Below are 15,822 nucleotides of genomic sequence, written 5' to 3' on the forward strand. Positions count from 1 at the left end.
CATGGCCCGCGGGGGGGACGTTCGGCCGATCATCGTCAAGAAGGTCAAGAAGGTCGCGGGCGGCCATCACGGCGGCGCGTGGAAGGTGGCCTATGCCGACTTCGTCACCGCGATGATGGCATTCTTCATGCTGCTATGGCTGCTCGCCAACCCGGACAAGGACCGGCTGAAGGGCCTCGCCAAATATTTCTCGCCCACCATCGCGGATAGCGGCCCCTCCACGCCGGTGAGCAATTCCGCGCCCGGCGCCGGCGGCCCGACCCGCCGTTCCGAAGCCGATCCCAGCGCCGCCAAGGGCCAGCCCACCTTCGAGGTGACCACCGCCGGCTCCGCGCGCGGCGGCACCGCCGACGTGCCCGCGACGATGCGCGTCATGGCCTCCGAACTGATGGTGGCGCTGGAAGCGACGCCGCAGTCACAGGGCAAGAAGAATGTCGATGTCCAGCAGGACCGCCAGGGCCTGCGCATCACGCTGATGGACACCGATCAGCAGCCGATGTTCAAGTCGAACACGGCCGAGCTCAATCCCTATGCGCGCACGCTGCTGACCAAGCTGGCGAAGAAGATCGCCACGGTCGGCGCGCAAATCGCGATCGAGGGCCATACCGACGGCGCCGGCGGACAGAGCGACGCCAACTGGCAGCTTTCCGGCGAGCGCGCGCTTGCCGCCCGCTCGGCGCTGATCGCCGGCGGCGTGACGCCCGATCGCTTCGCCGAAGTGGTGGCGATGGGCGCCACCCAGCCGGTCTATCCGGACCAGCCCAACCGCGCCGAGAACCGCCGCATCAGCATCGTCCTCAAGGGCCAGACCTCGGCGCTGCCGAGCGACTCCAGCTTCAAGTTCTGAAGGGCGCATCGTGAAGAAACTGCTGTTCCTCATCGTCGCGCTGCTCGCCGGCCTCGCCGCCGGCGGCGGTACCGCCTATGCGATGGTGAAGATGCTCGGCATCGGCGCGCCCAAGCAGGTGGCCAAGGCCGAGGAGAAGGAAGTGCCGGCCAAGTTCGTGCCCACCGGCAAGGTGCTGGTGCCGCTCGTCTTCGCCGACGGCCATCTCGCCGGCTATGCCGCGATGGAAGTGCAGCTGGAGGTCGACGAGGCCAAGGCCGATTTCGTCACCCAGCGCATGCCGCTGCTGCTTCACGCCATCAACATGCGTACCTATCGTACCCCGATGGCGGCGGGCCCGGACGGGATGCTGCCGGACCTGGAAGGCTTCCGCAAGCTGGTCGACGCCTCGGCCACCGAAGCCTTCGGCGCCAAGGTTGTCCGCAAGATCGCGGTGACCAACGCAAACCCCGCCTGATAGTCGTACGCGACATTCGTACGACTACCGAAGCCAAGCTGAACGTCCGTTCATCCTATAATATGCATAGGGACTGCCGGTTCGCAGTCGAACGGGGAGAAAGACGCCGTGGGCGCAGCCGAACATCAGTTTGACCACAACGCCAGCGATCCCGGCCCCTGGGCCGCGCGTGCCCCGCGCACGGTGACGACGCTGATGGTGGGCAAGCTGATCTGCACCGGCGCCGGCGAACAGCTTTGCCGCGTTCGCAACATCTCCGCCAGCGGCATGATGCTGGAAACCCCCTTTCCCTTGCGCGAAGGCGATCGGATCGTCGTCGAGCTGCGCGGCGGGCCGGTGCTCGAAGGCCAGATCATGTGGGTCAGCGAGGGGCGCGCCGGCGTGCAGTTCCACGAGGCGATCGACGTCGAGGACGTCCTCGCCGCGGCCAAGGGCAGTTCGCCCGCCGCGCGCCTGCGCCGCGCCGTGCCCCGTGCACCGCGCTTCGCGATCGCCGGCAACGCCCGGCTCGTCTGCAACGGCGTGTCGCACAACGTCGTAATGGAGAATATCTCGCAGAGCGGCGCGCGCGTGCGCCTGTCCAACCAGCCCGATCTCGATCGCGTCATGACGCTGGTGGTGCCGGGCCTGAGCCCGCGCAGCTGCACCGTGCGCTGGGCCGAAGACGACTCCGCCGGCGTCGCCTTCATCGAGATGATTCCCTATGCCGAGCTCTCTGCCTGGCTGAACGCGGCACAGCCCCCGCGCTGAGCGGGTCACGCTGAGCCGGCTGTCGGGCCCTGCCGCACGGGCGGGCCGTGCCCTGCTTCCCGAGGACGCGGCGATCAGACCTGGATGTCGAGCTTCGCCAATTCGACGCGCACGCGCACGTCGATGTCGCGCATCAGTGCGGCCAGTTCGGGCTCGGCCGGCGTCGGCACCGTCTCGGACCATTGCACAATCTCGCGCAGCCGTGCGACGTTCGGCGTGCCCGCAACCAGTTCCTTGTGCAGCCGATCGAGCGCATCGATGCCGCGCTCGACGTCGCGCGCCTGCTTGCGGCGGCGTTCGGCGATCGGATTGTTGGCGGCGATCGCCACCAGCATCTGCACGCTGGTCGCCGGCACCGTGCCCGGCACGGGCTGCGGATGCGGCGCGGCGGCAACCTGTTCGTCGAGGCGGCTCGCCAGGCCGGGCACGGACTTGGGCAATGCCGCCAGCAGGTTGCGCGCCATCATCGGTGACAGGCTGTCGATACGCACGAAATCAGGTCCTCGCGAGCCGCCTTGGCTCTCCTCTTCCTATAAGACGAGTAGCGTTAATTTTCCACTTGGCCCGAGAGGTTTATGTATCGTCTCTCCGCATCGTTCCTGGCGCTCGCGCTGGCCTGTTTCGGCGCGCCCCAGGCGATGGCCCAGACCCGGATCAAGGACATCGTCGACGTCGAGAATGTCCGCGAAAACCAGCTGGTTGGCTATGGCCTCGTGGTCGGCCTCGCCGGCACCGGCGATCGCATCCGCAACGCCCCCTTCACCGAGGAATCGATGCAGTCGATGCTCGAGCGGATGGGCGTTAACATTCGCGGCACGCAGATGCGCACGCAGAATGTCGCCGCCGTCTCGATCACCGCGACGATGCCGCCCTTCTCACGCAGCGGTTCGCGGATCGACGTGCAGGTCTCCGCGCTCGGCGACGCGACCAGCCTGCAGGGCGGCACGCTGATCGCCTCGTCGCTGCGCGCGCTCGACGGCGAGATCTATGCCGTGGCGCAGGGTCCGGTGGCGGTTTCCGGCTTCAAGGCGCAGGGCGCAGCCGCCAATGTCAGCCGCGGCGTGACCACGTCGGCGCGAATCGCCGGCGGCGCGATCGTCGAGCGCGAGGTGCCCTATCAGTTGCGATCCGCCAACAGCCTCAAGCTCGCGCTGAAGAACCCCGATTTCTCCACCGCCGACCGCATCGCCCGCGCGATCAACGGCCGCTATCCCGGCGCCGCGCAGATGCTCGATCCGGCGACGGTCGAGCTGCGCCCGACCGGTCAGTTCGCCGGATCGGTGATCGATCTCGTCACCCAGGTCGGCGACATCGAGGTGAAGGTCGACCAGCCGGCCAAGGTGGTGATCAATGAAGCCTCGGGCACGGTGGTGATGAACAGCGACGTGCGGATCACGCCGGTCGCGATCGCACAGGGCGGCCTGACCATCTCGGTCACCGAAACCCCGCAGGTCTCGCAGCCCGGTCCCTTCGCGCAGGGCCAGACGACGGTGGTGCCACGCACCCAGGTACAGGTGAACGACGGCAACGGCGCCAGCCTGGCCGTGATCAACGGCTCCTCGCTCAAGGCGCTGGTGAGCGGGCTCAACACGCTGGGTGTCTCGCCGCGCGACCTGATCACCATCCTCCAGGCGATCAAGACGGCCGGCGCGCTCCAGGCCGAAATCGAGGTGCAGTGATGAACGACACGACTCCCCTGCCCCAGCCAGCCCTTGCCGGGGCGACCACGCCCGCCAAGCCGCTGCCCAAGGTGGACGCGAAGAACGCCAAGACCGCGCAGGAATTCGAAAGCGTGTTTCTGGGTCAGATGACCCAGCTCATGATGCAAAGTGTTCAACAAGACGAACAGTTTAGCGGTGGCAACGGCGAAGAGATCTTCCGCGGCGTCCTCGCCGAGAAGCTCGGCGCCGCCATGGCGCGCCGCGGCGGAATCGGCCTCGCGCCGGCCGTCCTCGACCAGATCCTCAAGCTTCAGCAAGGACAGAAATGATCACGCAACTCGTCGATGCGATGCTTTCCCTCACCGCCTTGATGGAGGAAGAGAGCGAACGTTTGGCGCGCACGCCCTACATCCGCGAACTCGGCGAGATCGCCGATGCCAAGTTGCGGCTCGCCGGCCGCATCGAGGCGGAAGTCGCGCGGCTGAAGCGCGAGAATCCGGAAGACTGGCTGGAGACGCTGGAGCCGGAAGCACGCGAACAATTGTCGGATGCGAGCCGCGCGCTGCGCGACGCGTCGATCGTCAACTCACGGATACTGTCGCGACAGATCGAGTTGTCTGCCGAGATGATGGCCGCCATTGCCTCGGAGGCACAGCGCCTCACCGGAAGCCGTAGCACGACATACAGTGCTTGCGGTGGGCTTTACGGCATGGATGCGCCCGCACCGATCTCTGTAAATGCACGCTTGTGAGGTATTTTTGATTCGGTGCACGGCCGGCCGTCCACGCTGCGCCGCGGAATGTTTCTGTATCATTTTCCGCTCTCACGCGCACCGCAACACGTCAATAGAACACCATAACATTTTGTTTAAACGTGATTTTTTATTGGTTTATTTGCACTTAACTATGGAGTGGCAAATTCCGCGCGTTTGTTTATAAATAAAGGGACAGCGCGTATGGGAAGAAGAGGGTTTCCTGCCTGAAGCATCGGGCAGCTCCCAGCGGCTGTGCATGCTTTAGGGAGGTGTGGATGAACAAGCTCAAGACTCTGATCGCGGCTGCCTCGGCGGCTGGCGCTCTTACCATGGCGGACACTGCGCAGGCGACGACGGTCGTGTGCGTCGACTCCGCTGCTGCGGTTTGCAGCTTCGACGGCTCCGGCGGTGGCTGGAACAACGTCAAGGTCGCCAAGAAGACGACCGCGACCCAGTCCTTCGCGCTCACGCTGAACGCACCGGGCGAGCTGCACGTCAGCGTCTCGTCCTTCTATCTCGATCTGGTGAGCCTGTCGTTCGGCGGCGTGACGCTGACCGGCCTCACCAAGGGCGACGTCTATACGTTCGCGGTGACCCCGTCGAACACGCCGCAGCTGCTCACCGTCGTGATGCAGAACACCAAGACCAAGGACTATGGCTACAGCGCGCAGCTGGACTTCGCACCGGTTCCCGAACCGGCTGCGTGGGGCCTGATGATCGCCGGCTTCGGCATGGCGGGTGGCACGCTGCGTCGCCGCCGCACCGCGCGCGTCGCGATCGCCTGATCGCACGCCACGGCGGGAACAACGAAAAGGGCCGCGAGCACCCGCTCGCGGCCCTTTTTGTCGGCCATAAAGGCAGCTGCCAGTTCAGCCGCCAGCCTTGCCCAGCGCGGTCTTCAGCAGCACCATCTGCTTGCGATAGATGTTGGTCATCGCACTGAAATCGGCCTGCACCTTGCCCATCTTGAGCAGCTGGTCTTCCAGCGTGACGTTGTTGCCGTCGGGCTTGGTCTCGGTCACGTCCTTGTCGAACACGAGGCCGCTGCCCATCGGCTGCACCGCGCCCAGATTCTTCATCGTGCCGGTCAGCTCGACCCGCGGCTTGGCGACACTGATGCCGCCGGCGCCCTGCAGCAGATCACCGAAATTGGGCTCGGACACGTCGCGCGACTTGTAGCCGGGCGTTTCGCTGTTCGCGAGATTCTGCGCGATCACCTGCTGGCGCTGCGACAGATTCTGCATCCGCATCTGGATGGCGGAGAAGATGGTGGGCATTTCGGACATGGTTCAGAATCCCAACAGGCTGGTGGTGCTCGAGCCGGACTGCAGCCGCGACAGCGCCGCCTGGTAATTTTTCAGCTGGGCCTGCTCCACCGCCGTCGAAGCCCCCTTCTTGCCCGACTTGGTCGTGCCGGTGCTGTCGACGATGGTCGCCTTGCCGTCATCCCAATATAGAGAACGATAGGCGGTCTGGGTCATCGAGATCGCATCTTTGATCTTGCCGAGCGCGGCCTTGGCATTGTCGATCGAGGCCAGGCTCAGCGCCTCGCTGAGTTCCAGACCATAGGCTCCGCCCGGCTTCACCTTCGGCGCCGTACCCACCACCGCGGCCGCGTTGGCAATGCGCTGCGGCTCCAGCCCGAGCTTCGAGAGCGCATCCGCATCGGCGCTGCCTGCAAGCAGTTCCATCTCATGGCCCTGCTTCATCGAGATACGCAGTGACTGCACGCCGTCGATCGTGGTGGCGGTCACGGTCCCCTTCGAGGCGCCGATCATGCCCTGCATGCGCTCGGCGATGGACTTCAGCGTGTCCCCCTTCTCGATCGTCACGCGGCGCACGGCGAGATTGTCCGCCTTGATCGAGAAATAGTCCCCTTCGCGCAGCGTCGTCTGGGTGGTGACCCGGTCGGAAACCGTCGGATTGAGCACGCCGCGGCCGAAGCCAAGCGCCGACAGCGCATTGGCGCCGCCCGTATCGGCGGCGACGCGCACCGGCTCGGTCCGCGTCTGGATCTGGCCGAACTGCGTGGTCGTGCCGACCGTGCCGGTCGCGGCGTCGATCTGGGTGACGAAACCGTCGACCGGCCCCCGCCGCGCTGCGCCGAGGTTGCCGGTCGTGCGGCCGCCCGCATAGATCTTGCCGCCCATGAAGGCGACGCTGTCGATCTGATCGTCCTCGCCGGTGCCGACATAGCTGGTCGAAGCCGTGGAGAGCGCGGCATCGATGCGGGTGACGAAGCCGTCGCGGCCACCGGTGAGCGCATTGGCCTGGGTGCCGGCGATCGCGGTGCTGGTGGCGCCGCCAACGGCGATGCTGCCGTCGGCCGCCACCGCCAGCGCACGCGCGTCGGCCGTGCCGAGGCTGATGCTGCCCAGCGTGTTCGACAGCGAATCCGCCTGCATCTTCACCACGCTGGCCACGCCCTGGCTCGAGACGAGGGCGAGCAGATTGCCGTCCTTGTCGGTTGCCAGGCTGGTGATCGTGTCGCTGCCGCCGGTATCGATAACGCGGCGTTCGGCGATCTTGCCGGCGGCATTGATGCGCACCACCATCGCGTCGCCGCCATCCTTGTTGGAGACGCGGCCGGCGACGAAGACGGAGCCGTCGGCACCGACGGTCACCGCGCGGGCGGTATCGGCATCCTTGGAGACGACCAGGGTGGAAAATTGCTCGTCGCCATTGGCGGCATATTTCGCCACCGCCATGTCGCCGTCAGCGGTGATGCCGTTGAAGCTGCCCGTCACCGTGCCGGCGACGACCACGCTGCCGTCCTGCCCCAGCGACACCGATGCGCCGGTCGCCGCGCCGGTGGCACCCAGATTGCGCTGCCACACCACCTTGCCCGCACTGTCCATCTTGGTGAGGAACAGATTGTCATTGCCGGTGGAGAGGTTCGCGCCCAGATCGCCCTTGGTGGTGCCGACCACGTAGGTAAAGCCCTGCGCGTCGGTGACGCTCGCCGCCGCCGTGGTGCTGGCATAGACGTCGCTGGTCTTGGTGGTCTCGAGCTTTACCTTGCCGTCGGCGTCCTCGACCGCCTTGGTGACGCTGGTCGTCTTGCCCGCGGCGACGTTTTGCGCGGTGCCCTGGCGATCCAGCGCCTCGATCGTACCCATCGTCACCTTGGTGTTGTCACCGGCGGGATCGTTGAGGCGGAACACCTGGGTGGCAGTCGGCGAATCGAGGGGCGTCTGGCCGGTGGTGACGACCAGCGAATCCTTGGCGCCCACCTGGTCGAGGCTGACCTGCTCGATGCCATCGGGCGTCTCGAGGTTCAGACGCCACATGCCGTCGCTGGTCAGCTCCGGCTGGAACCGCGCGTTCCACTTGCTGACCGGCTCGCCCTTGCTGTCGGTCAGCACGGTGCCGTCGTCCTTGTAGACGAGCGCCGACTTGATCTGGGCGTTGAGCGCCTCCGCGACCGAGTTGATCGTCGGCGGCTGGGGGCCGGTCGACAGGTCGACGGTGAAGCTCTGCGACTGGGTGCCGCGCTTGATGCCGATGATGAACTGTTCGTTGCCGGTAAGCCCGGGCAACGGATCCGATGCCTTCTTTACCAGCGGCTTGCCATTGGTCTCGTACAGGTCGGTGGCGGCGAGTTCGCTGGTCTTGACCGTGGAGGTCGCCTTGCCGAACGCGAGCTTGACCTTGTCCGACGGCGATGAAGCCAGATAGTTCTGCAGATCGGCCATGCCTTTGGCGAAGGCCTTCTGATATTGCGCGCGCTGCGCATCCGACGTCGTCTTGTCGGCGGCGCCTTCGGCAAGCACGCGCAGCTTGTCCAGCGCCTTGAAGGCGGTGAAGGTGGTCTTCACGTCGTCGGGCAGCAGATTGCCGCTGCTGTCGCTGGTCGCCGGCTGGACCAGGGTGCGGGAGGCGAGGATCGAGGTCAGCTGCGACGAGGTGGCGTTGCCGTCCTTGTCCTTCCAGGGCGGGGCGGTGACGGCGGTGGTGAATTGCGCCTTGGCGATCTTCACCGCCTTGCTCTCGAAGGTCGGCAGCGCCCCCACGGCCGAAAATGCATCCTGCCCGGTCAGCACGCTCAGTCCGATTAGATTTGCGGCTAAATTAACCATGATCCGATCCGTCCCTTCCCCATTTACTTCTATAATAGAGGAGAGCGCGGCCTTGCGGGTGCGCGCGGACCATTTTCTGCAGGGATGAGCATGGCTTCTGTCGCCACGGTGGGCGAACCGCCCGAACTGAAGAAATTCTCGGGGCCGCAGCGCGCGGCCGCGCTGATGCTCGCGCTCGGCAAGGAACATGGCGCGCCCATCTGGGACCAGCTCTCCACCGACGAGATCAAGGAACTTTCCTCCACCATCTCCAGCCTGGGGCGCATTCCCAGCGTCGTCGTCGAATATCTGCTCGTGCAGTTCACCGGTGAAGTCGCGAGCATGGCCTCGCTCCACGGCAGCTATGAGACGACCGAGCGTCTGCTCGCCGGCATCCTGCCGAACGACAAGGTCAAGGAGATCATGGAGGATATCCGTGGTCCTTCCGGCCGGACGATGTGGGACAAGCTGTCCAACGTCTCCGAAACCGTGCTGGCCGGCGCGCTCAAGCAGGAATATCCGCAGACCGTCGCGGTCATCCTCTCCAAGCTGCGCCCCGACCACGCCGCGCGCGTTCTCGCCGAGCTTCCGCGCGACTTCGCGGTCGACGTGATCATGCGCATGCTGCGGATGGACACGGTGCAGAAGGAGGTCATCAACCAGGTCGAGCAGACGCTCAAGACCGAGTTCATGACCAACCTCTCCCGATCGCAGAAGCGCGATCCGCACGAGAGCATGGCCGAGCTGTTCAACTCGCTCGATCGCTCGACCGAGGAAGCGATGCTCACCGCGCTCGACGCGAAGGCGCCGGAAAGCGCCGAGCGCATCCGCGCGCTGATGTTCACCTTCGAGGATCTCGCCAACCTGCTGCCGCCGGCGATCGCATCGATCGTCCGCAATGCCGACAAGCGCGAGATGGCGCTGGCGCTGAAGGGCGCTCCGGACCAGCTGAAGACGATGTTCTTCAACGCGATGACCGAGCGCGCCGCCAAGCTGATGCGCGAGGACATGGCGGGCATGGGCCCGGTGCGTGCCCGCGATTGCGAAGAAGCCCAGTCGAGCCTCGTCCGCCTGGCCAAGGACCTTGCCGATCGCGGCGAGATCCTGCTGGTCGATCCCAAGTCCGACGACGCGATGATTATCTGAGGAGCATGGCAGCATGAGCATCCATGTCGAACGTTTCGCCTTCGACCGCGTGTTTTCGGCGCCCGTGCCGGACAAGAAGCTGGTCAACGAGGACGCGCTGATCGAACTCGCTGCGCTGCGCGCCGAACTCGCGCTGCTCAAGGCCGATCAGCAGGCGGTGATCGATCGCGCGCGGGCCGAGGGCTTCGAGGCCGGGCTCGCCCAGGCGCGGGCCGAGCGCGAAGTGGCGCTGCTCAGCGCGGTCGACGCGCTGCACGCCGGCATCGAGGTGATCGACGCCCAGTTCACCGAAATCACCGAGCGAGTGACGAGCGAAGCCACCGAAGTCGCGCTCGCCGCCGCCGACCATATCGCCGCGCGCGCAATCGAGCGCGCGCCCGGCGATGCAATCGACGCGGCGATCGGTCGCGTACTCGGCCAGGTGGCGCGCGGCACCGAGTTGCAGGTGCGCGTCCACCCCGATCTGGTCGACGACATCGAGGCCAAGATCGCCGATCGCCAGTCCAAGGATCGCCGCAAGCTGAGCCTCACCGTCGCGCCAGACGCGACGCTGGCAATGGGCGATGCGCTGATCAACTGGGACGAAGGCGGCCTCGCGCTCAACGCGCAAGCGCGCCGCGAAGCGATCACCGCCGAGCTGGAAAGCCTGCTGCTCCACTGAGCACTGCCGACGGAACGGCAAAACGGGCGGACGGTTGAGCTCCTTCGAACCTTCGAAGGAAATCAGCGATGCCGCAGCCCGTCCGTTTCTCGCCGTCCGTCGAACAGCCGCAGCCCGACGAGGCCGACACCGTCGCCGGGCTCAAGGAACAGTTCCAGAAGATCCTCGACACGACGTCCGAGGATTACCAACACGCCGTCCGCTCGGTGCATGCCAAGGGCCACGGCCTCGCGCGCGGCACCTTCACGATTGCCGACGAGCTGCCGCTCGAACTCGCCCAGGGCATGTTCGCGACGCCGGGCAGCCATGAAGCGATCCTGCGTTTCTCCACCAATGCAGGCGACATTCTCGACGATTCGATCCGCCTGCCCCGCGGCGTCGCGCTCAAGGTGCTCGGCGTCGAGGGCGAACGGCTGCCGGGCAGCGAGGGCGACACGACGCAGGACTTCGTGATGGTCAACGCGCCCGCCTTCGCCGCGCCCGACGCCAAGAAATTCCTCGGCAATCTCAGGCTGCTCGCCGGCACCACCGATAAGGCGGAAGGCGCGAAGAAGCTGCTCTCCGCCGTGCTGCGCAGCTTCGAGGCGACGATCGAGGCGGTCGGCGGCAAGTCCGCGCTGCTCAGCAGCCTGGGCGGCGCCAGGCCCGTGCACCCGCTGGGCGCCACCTATTACAGCCAGACGCCCTATCGCTATGGCGACCATATCGCCAAGTTCCAGCTGGTGCCGGTCTCGGGCATCCAGGACTTCGCCGACGCGACGATCAACGCCACCGGCCGCCCCGACGCGATGCGCGAGGCGGTGAACGAACTGCTCGCCGAGCAGGGCGGCACCTGGGAACTGCGCGTGCAGCTGTGCACCGACCTCGAGAAGATGCCGGTCGAGGATGCCTCGGTCGCATGGGACGAGGACGAGAGCCCGTATCGCACCGTCGCGACGCTGCGGGTGGAACCGCAGGCCGGCTGGGTGTACGGCGAGAGCGAGAAGATCGAGGACCGGCTGTCCTTCGCGCCTTGGCACGGCCTTGCCGCGCACCAGCCGCTCGGCGGGGTGAACCGCGCGCGCCAGGAGCCCTACAAATTCTCGGCAGACTATCGCGGCCGCTTCAACGGCTGCCCGATGCACGAGCCGCGCGCGCTCGACGAGCTGAACGTCAAGGCCTGACCTGGCCTGGGTCGCCCAAGCGGCGGCCCCCTCCCCGGCGCAATCAGCCCGAAGTGAGACGCCGCATCTGTTCACCGACGGTGCGCACCGCAAGCCCGGCGGCCAGCACCATGTCGAGCAGCGCCTCGTGCTGCGCGGCGGTCACCGCGCCGTCGCTCTCGGGGCCTGCGCCGACCTGGTGGAACACCAGGATCGCCCAGCGCCGCTCGTGCCGCGCGCGCTGCAGATAGTTGAACACGTCGAGCGGCTGGGCGTCATAGCCGACCGCCAGCGCCTGCAGCCGATAGGGATGCCGCCGTACCCAGGTCGCCGGGTTGGGCGGCCCCTCGCTGTTGCGCGCGCTGATCATGCCCAGCCGCTTGAGCAGCGCCTCGTAGCGCGCCCGCTCGATATTCGCGCTGCCGGGGCCGAGATCGGTGACGTCGCACGGATAGGCGAAGTCGTGCGGCCGCGCCGCCCCCGCCACCTTGTCCAGCCACGCCTCCAGCGGGCGGAACTCCTTGTCGGCAAAGGGCTCCGGACCAAGCGGGCCGATGTTGCACGGGTGGTGCATGGTATGCGCGCCGAGCTCGTGGCCGCGCGCCGGCATCTTCTCCCAATCGCGCACCCGGTCGACGATATTGTCCCAGGTGACGTAGAAAGTGCCGTGCAAGCCCCGCCGCTCCAGCGCGGGCGCGGCCACGTCGAGATGCGAGGGCAGCCCATCGTCATAGGTCAGGCTCACGGCCCCGCCTTCGCCGTCTGCCGCCCGGGCGCACGGCGCACCGAGCACCAGCGTCGCCAGCCCTGCCGCGAAGTGCCGCCTGTTCACCCGCATGTCGTCTCCATCCGTTGGCGACGCCCTTGGCCGCAGCCGCAGGCGCGCGCAACCATGCTTCCGTAGGTTCGCGTAAGTCGAACGACTGCTAGGCAAAAAATTCCCACCCGGCAGAAACTGCCGTTCCGCCCCCTTCCTATAAGACCATTAACAAGGGGCATTCCGCGCCCCGTAGCTACTGCATGGGGCGGCTTTGGAAGCGATCAAGAATCTGGTGGCGCAACTCGGCACCAAGCGGCTCGCGATGATGGGGGGCGTGGCCTTCGCCCTGCTCGCCGCGCTGACGTTCGTGGCGATGAGCAGCTCCAAGTCGAACATGGGCTATCTCTATACCGATCTCGATCCCGCCGCGGCCTCGACGATCACCGAGAAGCTGAAGTCGCAGAACGTGCCCTACACGCTCTCCGCCGACGGCACGGCGATCATGGCGCCCGAGGACAAACTGGCCGAACTGCGCATGAGCATGGCCAGCGAGAAGCTGGGCGGCAAGATCGGCTATGAGGTGCTCGACGAGGAGCAGCCCTTCGGCGTCTCCGCCAGCCGCGCCAAGATGAACGAGACGCGCGCCGTGGAAGGCGAGCTCGCCAAGTCGATCCAGACGATCCAGAGCGTCACCGCCGCGCGCGTCCATATCGTGATGCCCGAGCGGGCGATGTTCGCCAACGAGAGCCGCAAGGCGACCGCCGCCGTCACCGTCAAGACCAAGGGCCATATCGGTTCGGAGCAGGTCGCGGCGATCCGCTACCTCGTCTCCTCCTCGGTCCCCGAGCTTTCGCCCGACGCCGTCTCGGTCGTCGACCAGACCGGCGCGCTGCTCGCCCGCGCGGGCGATCCGGACACTGCCGCCGCTGGCGATGCCGATGAGCGCCAGCAGGCCGTCGAAGGCAAGCTGCGCGACGAGATCGAAGCGCTGCTCCAGCCCATCGTCGGCGAGGGCAAGGTCCGCGCCGAGGTGTCGGCCCAGATCGACCGCGACCAGACGCGCGAGGAATCAAACGTCTACGATCCGGACAAGCAGGTCGTCGCCCGCCAGGTGAGCGTCGAGACCGGTGACCAGAACCGCGAGACCGATGCCGGTCCGCAGACCGCCTCGGTCGCCAACCAGATGCCCGACGCCAAGGCCAATCCAGCCGCCCCGGGCAGCTCGCGCCAGTCGGCCAGCAACCAGACATCGGAAGACACCACCTATTCGAACAGCTCGACCCGCACGGTCACGCTGCGCTCGCCGGGCAAGGTGACCCGCCTCACCGTCGCGGTGATGGTCGATGGCGGCCCGAAGGGCCTGCCGGCCGACCAGGTCCAGCGCCTGCAGCGCCTGGTAGAAAATGCCGTCGGCATCGATACCCAGCGCGGCGACAGCGTCGTCGTCGAGAGCATGCCCTTCTCGGCCGTGCCGGTGGACGATGCCAAGGAGAGCATCTTCTCCAAGCTGCCGATGGACCGGATCTGGACCTTCCTGCAGCTCGCGCTGATCGCCGGTGTCGGCCTGCTCGCCCTGCGCATGCTCAAGCCCAAGCCCGAGCCGCTGCCGATCGAGCCGGAAATGACTCAGCTGGAGGCGCAGCAGCAGTCCGAAGAGATGCGCCTGCTCACCGCCCGCGCCGCGGACGGCGACCCCGACGCGCTCCAGCAGCTCGAGCAGATGCAGGTCAGCGAGACGGCGCTGCTCGATCAGGAAATCGCCCTCGCCCAGGTGGATGGGCGGATCAAGCTCTCCGCCCTCAAGCGGATCGGATCGGCCATCGCGGCCAGCCCCCCCGAGGCGGCCTCGGTGATCCGCCAGTGGATGAACGCATAGGATTTTAGCAGATGACGATCGATCCCCACGACATCATCCCGTCGGACGGCAGCGAGCCCCAGCCCGCCCCCGCCCCCGATTTCCAGGATTTCGAACTGCCGGGCAGCATGCCCGAGGGCAATGGCGCCAGCGGCGGCCTGGAGGCGGTGCACGACGTGCCGGTGAAGGTGCAGGCGGTGCTCGGCCGCGCGCGGATGCCGATCGGCGATCTGCTCGCGCTCAGCGCGGGCACCGTGCTCGAGCTGGATCGCCGCGTCGGCGAACCGGTCGACATCTTCGTCAATGACCGGCTCATCGCGCGTGGCGAAGTCGTCCTGATCGACAACGCGCTGGGCGTGACGCTCACCGAAATCGTTCGGCCCGACCGCTGATGAACAGCGCGATCCGCATGCTTCTGATCGGCGCGCCCGGCAGCGAGTTCCGTCTCGCCGCCGAGCTCGCCCGCAGCGCCGGCGCCGAAGTGGCGATGGCCGACACGCCCGGCGAAGGGCTGGTCGAGCTGCGCCAGGGAGGTGCCGATCTGGTGATGATCGACGTCGAGGCGGACATCACCGCCTTCATGGCGAGCATCCGCGCCGAGCGCTTCACCATCGCCGTGCTGGCCTGCGGCATCGACGCCCCCGCCGAGCGCGCGGTGGCGGCGATCCGCGCCGGTGCGCGCGATTACGTCCCCCTTCCCCCGCAGCGCGAGCTGATCGCCGCCGCCATCGCCTCGGTGGTCGAGCGCAAGGCCCCGGCCTGGATCGGCGGCCACCCAGCGCTCGCCCGCGCCCTCTCGCTCGCCGCCGGCGTGGCGCCCAGCGCCGCCCCGGTGCTGATCACCGGCGAAAAGGGCAGCGGCAAGGAAATGATGGCGCGTGCGGTGCACGATGCCTCCGGCCGTCCGCAGCCGATGCTCGTCGCCGAGTGCGCGGGGGTCGCGCCCGACGTGATCGAATCCGAACTGTTCGGCCATGAGGCCGGCGCCTTCCCGGGCGCGGTCGCCCGCCGCATCGGCCGGCTCGAAAAGGCCGGGCACGGCACGGTGCTGCTCCGCGAAGTCGGCATGCTCTCGCCCGCGCTCCAGGCCAAGCTGCACGACGTGCTGCAGAAGCAGCAGTTCCGCCGGCTGGCGGGGCATGAGACCATTCCGTTCCACGGCCGGCTGATCGCGACCTCGAGCCTCAACCTCGACGCGCTGGTCGAAAGCGGCACGTTCCGCGCCGACCTGCTGGTGCGGCTGGGGCTGGTGCGCGTCGAGGTGCCGCCCTTGCGCGCTCGCGGCGAGGACATCATCGCCCTCGCCCGCTATTTCGCCAAGCGCCACGCCGAAGTCGACGGGCTGCCGCCGCGCGCCTTCACCGACGAGGCGCTGGCGCTGCTCCAGCGCTATGTCTGGCCGGGCAACATCCGCGAGCTGGACGAGACCGTGCACCGCGCCATCCTGCTCGGCCGAGGCGCCGCGATCATGCCGGGCGACCTGGTGCGCGCCGACGGCACGCCGCTCGCCGAACTCAACACAGAGACCAATCCCTTGGACATCAACAGCTTGGTCGGCCGCACGGTCGAAGAGGTGGAGCGCGAACTGATCCTGCAGACGCTCGAACGCTGCCACGGCAACCGCACCTCGGCCTCGAACATCCTCGGCATTTCGGTGCGGACGATGCGCAACAAGCTGCGCAGCTTCATCGACGCCGGCATCGCCGTCTCGCCCGCGCCCTGACCTCCAGT

The 15,822-nt window shown here is 67.1% G+C and carries 17 protein-coding genes; 13 read left to right on the forward strand and 4 right to left on the reverse strand.

Annotated elements, in window-relative coordinates; translation table 11 throughout:
* Window position 1 precedes the first annotated feature (1 nt).
* The 3 genes from CA234_RS04805 (at window position 2) to CA234_RS04815 (ending at window position 2,054) form a co-directional block, all read left to right on the forward strand.
* Window positions 2-847: a flagellar motor protein MotB gene (locus tag CA234_RS04805; RefSeq protein ID WP_125971906.1), complete on the forward strand. Its 846-nt coding sequence runs from the start codon at window positions 2-4 to the stop codon at window positions 845-847.
* A 10-nt stretch (window positions 848-857) separates the two neighbouring features.
* Window positions 858-1,304 carry a hypothetical protein gene (locus CA234_RS04810; protein WP_125971904.1) on the forward strand — a complete coding sequence of 149 codons (447 nt, stop codon included), beginning with the start codon at window positions 858-860 and terminating at the stop codon, window positions 1,302-1,304.
* A 108-nt stretch (window positions 1,305-1,412) separates the two neighbouring features.
* Window positions 1,413-2,054, forward strand: coding sequence for a PilZ domain-containing protein (locus CA234_RS04815; RefSeq protein WP_125971902.1), 642 nt, complete (start codon window positions 1,413-1,415; stop codon window positions 2,052-2,054).
* A gap of 74 nt (window positions 2,055-2,128) precedes the next feature.
* Here the strand turns inward: CA234_RS04815 and CA234_RS04820 are convergent, their stop codons facing one another.
* Window positions 2,129-2,545: a flagellar assembly protein FliX gene (locus CA234_RS04820; RefSeq protein WP_125971900.1), complete on the reverse strand. Its 417-nt coding sequence runs from the start codon at window positions 2,543-2,545 to the stop codon at window positions 2,129-2,131.
* Window positions 2,546-2,629: 84 nt separating this feature from the next.
* Here CA234_RS04820 and CA234_RS04825 point away from each other — a divergent pair, with 84 nt between their 5' ends.
* From CA234_RS04825 to CA234_RS04840, 4 genes are all read left to right on the forward strand, one after another.
* A complete protein-coding gene (locus tag CA234_RS04825; protein WP_125971898.1) occupies window positions 2,630-3,733 on the forward strand; it encodes a flagellar basal body P-ring protein FlgI in 1,104 nt (367 codons plus the stop codon).
* Window positions 3,733-4,044, forward strand: a complete 312-nt coding sequence (locus CA234_RS04830; protein ID WP_126001036.1) for a rod-binding protein — start codon at window positions 3,733-3,735, stop codon at window positions 4,042-4,044. Before CA234_RS04825 ends, CA234_RS04830 begins: the two co-directional genes overlap by 1 nt.
* Entirely contained in the window at window positions 4,041-4,466 is a 426-nt protein-coding gene (locus CA234_RS04835; RefSeq protein ID WP_126001037.1) for a flagellar protein FlgN, read from the forward strand. The genes CA234_RS04830 and CA234_RS04835 overlap by 4 nt, the downstream gene beginning before the upstream one ends.
* A 278-nt stretch (window positions 4,467-4,744) precedes the next feature.
* A complete protein-coding gene (locus CA234_RS04840; protein ID WP_126001038.1) occupies window positions 4,745-5,254 on the forward strand; it encodes a PEPxxWA-CTERM sorting domain-containing protein in 510 nt (169 codons plus the stop codon).
* An 84-nt stretch (window positions 5,255-5,338) separates the two neighbouring features.
* Here the strand turns inward: CA234_RS04840 and CA234_RS04845 are convergent, their stop codons facing one another.
* Together CA234_RS04845 and CA234_RS04850 are read right to left on the reverse strand one after the other, a co-directional pair.
* Entirely contained in the window at window positions 5,339-5,755 is a 417-nt protein-coding gene (locus CA234_RS04845; protein WP_125971890.1) for a flagellar basal body protein, read from the reverse strand.
* Between the two features lie 3 nt (window positions 5,756-5,758).
* A complete protein-coding gene (locus CA234_RS04850) occupies window positions 5,759-8,548 on the reverse strand; it encodes a hypothetical protein (RefSeq protein ID WP_125971888.1) in 2,790 nt (929 codons plus the stop codon).
* A 90-nt stretch (window positions 8,549-8,638) separates the two neighbouring features.
* On the opposite strand from CA234_RS04850, the gene CA234_RS04855 reads away from it, so the two are divergent.
* From CA234_RS04855 to CA234_RS04865, 3 genes are all read left to right on the forward strand, one after another.
* Entirely contained in the window at window positions 8,639-9,673 is a 1,035-nt protein-coding gene (locus tag CA234_RS04855) for a flagellar motor switch protein FliG (protein WP_126001067.1), read from the forward strand.
* Window positions 9,674-9,686: 13 nt separating this feature from the next.
* Window positions 9,687-10,334 carry a FliH/SctL family protein gene (locus CA234_RS04860; RefSeq protein WP_126001039.1) on the forward strand — a complete coding sequence of 216 codons (648 nt, stop codon included), beginning with the start codon at window positions 9,687-9,689 and terminating at the stop codon, window positions 10,332-10,334.
* Between the two features lie 68 nt (window positions 10,335-10,402).
* Window positions 10,403-11,497, forward strand: coding sequence for a catalase family protein (locus CA234_RS04865; protein ID WP_125971884.1), 1,095 nt, complete (start codon window positions 10,403-10,405; stop codon window positions 11,495-11,497).
* 43 nt (window positions 11,498-11,540) lie between these two features.
* Here CA234_RS04865 and CA234_RS04870 read toward each other — a convergent pair whose 3' ends face one another.
* Window positions 11,541-12,314 carry a polysaccharide deacetylase family protein gene (locus CA234_RS04870; protein ID WP_125971882.1) on the reverse strand — a complete coding sequence of 258 codons (774 nt, stop codon included), beginning with the start codon at window positions 12,312-12,314 and terminating at the stop codon, window positions 11,541-11,543.
* A 193-nt stretch (window positions 12,315-12,507) separates the two neighbouring features.
* Between CA234_RS04870 and fliF the strand changes: the two genes are divergently transcribed.
* Genes fliF through CA234_RS04885 form a run of 3 tightly spaced genes read left to right on the forward strand, consistent with a single transcriptional unit; the run spans window position 12,508 to window position 15,814 of the window.
* On the forward strand, window positions 12,508-14,112 hold the full coding sequence (fliF, locus tag CA234_RS04875) for a flagellar basal-body MS-ring/collar protein FliF (RefSeq protein WP_125971880.1): 1,605 nt from the start codon (window positions 12,508-12,510) through the stop codon (window positions 14,110-14,112).
* A gap of 11 nt (window positions 14,113-14,123) precedes the next feature.
* Complete coding sequence (gene fliN, locus CA234_RS04880; protein WP_125971878.1) at window positions 14,124-14,483, forward strand: flagellar motor switch protein FliN; 360 nt, start codon at window positions 14,124-14,126, stop codon at window positions 14,481-14,483.
* Complete coding sequence (locus CA234_RS04885; RefSeq protein WP_125971876.1) at window positions 14,483-15,814, forward strand: sigma-54 dependent transcriptional regulator; 1,332 nt, start codon at window positions 14,483-14,485, stop codon at window positions 15,812-15,814. The genes fliN and CA234_RS04885 overlap by 1 nt, the downstream gene beginning before the upstream one ends.
* The last annotated feature ends 8 nt before the right edge of the window (window positions 15,815-15,822 follow it).

The organism is Sphingomonas sp. ABOLE (assembly GCF_003950455.1).
Classification (GTDB): domain Bacteria; phylum Pseudomonadota; class Alphaproteobacteria; order Sphingomonadales; family Sphingomonadaceae; genus Sphingomonas; species Sphingomonas trueperi.

Bases quoted from the DNA above. Each gene is read 5' to 3' on its own strand.
- CA234_RS04835 (WP_126001037.1), top strand. From the start codon at position 4,041: ATGATCACGCAACTCGTCGATGCGATGCTTTCCCTCACCGCCTTGATG.
- CA234_RS04850 (WP_125971888.1), bottom strand. From the start codon at position 8,548: ATGGTTAATTTAGCCGCAAATCTAATCGGACTGAGCGTGCTGACCGGG.
- CA234_RS04840 (WP_126001038.1), top strand. From the start codon at position 4,745: ATGAACAAGCTCAAGACTCTGATCGCGGCTGCCTCGGCGGCTGGCGCT.
- CA234_RS04860 (WP_126001039.1), top strand. From the start codon at position 9,687: ATGAGCATCCATGTCGAACGTTTCGCCTTCGACCGCGTGTTTTCGGCG.
- CA234_RS04885 (WP_125971876.1), top strand. From the start codon at position 14,483: ATGAACAGCGCGATCCGCATGCTTCTGATCGGCGCGCCCGGCAGCGAG.
- CA234_RS04865 (WP_125971884.1), top strand. From the start codon at position 10,403: ATGCCGCAGCCCGTCCGTTTCTCGCCGTCCGTCGAACAGCCGCAGCCC.
- fliN (WP_125971878.1), top strand. From the start codon at position 14,124: ATGACGATCGATCCCCACGACATCATCCCGTCGGACGGCAGCGAGCCC.
- CA234_RS04855 (WP_126001067.1), top strand. From the start codon at position 8,639: ATGGCTTCTGTCGCCACGGTGGGCGAACCGCCCGAACTGAAGAAATTC.
- CA234_RS04870 (WP_125971882.1), bottom strand. From the start codon at position 12,314: ATGCGGGTGAACAGGCGGCACTTCGCGGCAGGGCTGGCGACGCTGGTG.
- CA234_RS04830 (WP_126001036.1), top strand. From the start codon at position 3,733: ATGAACGACACGACTCCCCTGCCCCAGCCAGCCCTTGCCGGGGCGACC.
- CA234_RS04805 (WP_125971906.1), top strand. From the start codon at position 2: ATGGCCCGCGGGGGGGACGTTCGGCCGATCATCGTCAAGAAGGTCAAG.
- CA234_RS04825 (WP_125971898.1), top strand. From the start codon at position 2,630: ATGTATCGTCTCTCCGCATCGTTCCTGGCGCTCGCGCTGGCCTGTTTC.
- CA234_RS04845 (WP_125971890.1), bottom strand. From the start codon at position 5,755: ATGTCCGAAATGCCCACCATCTTCTCCGCCATCCAGATGCGGATGCAG.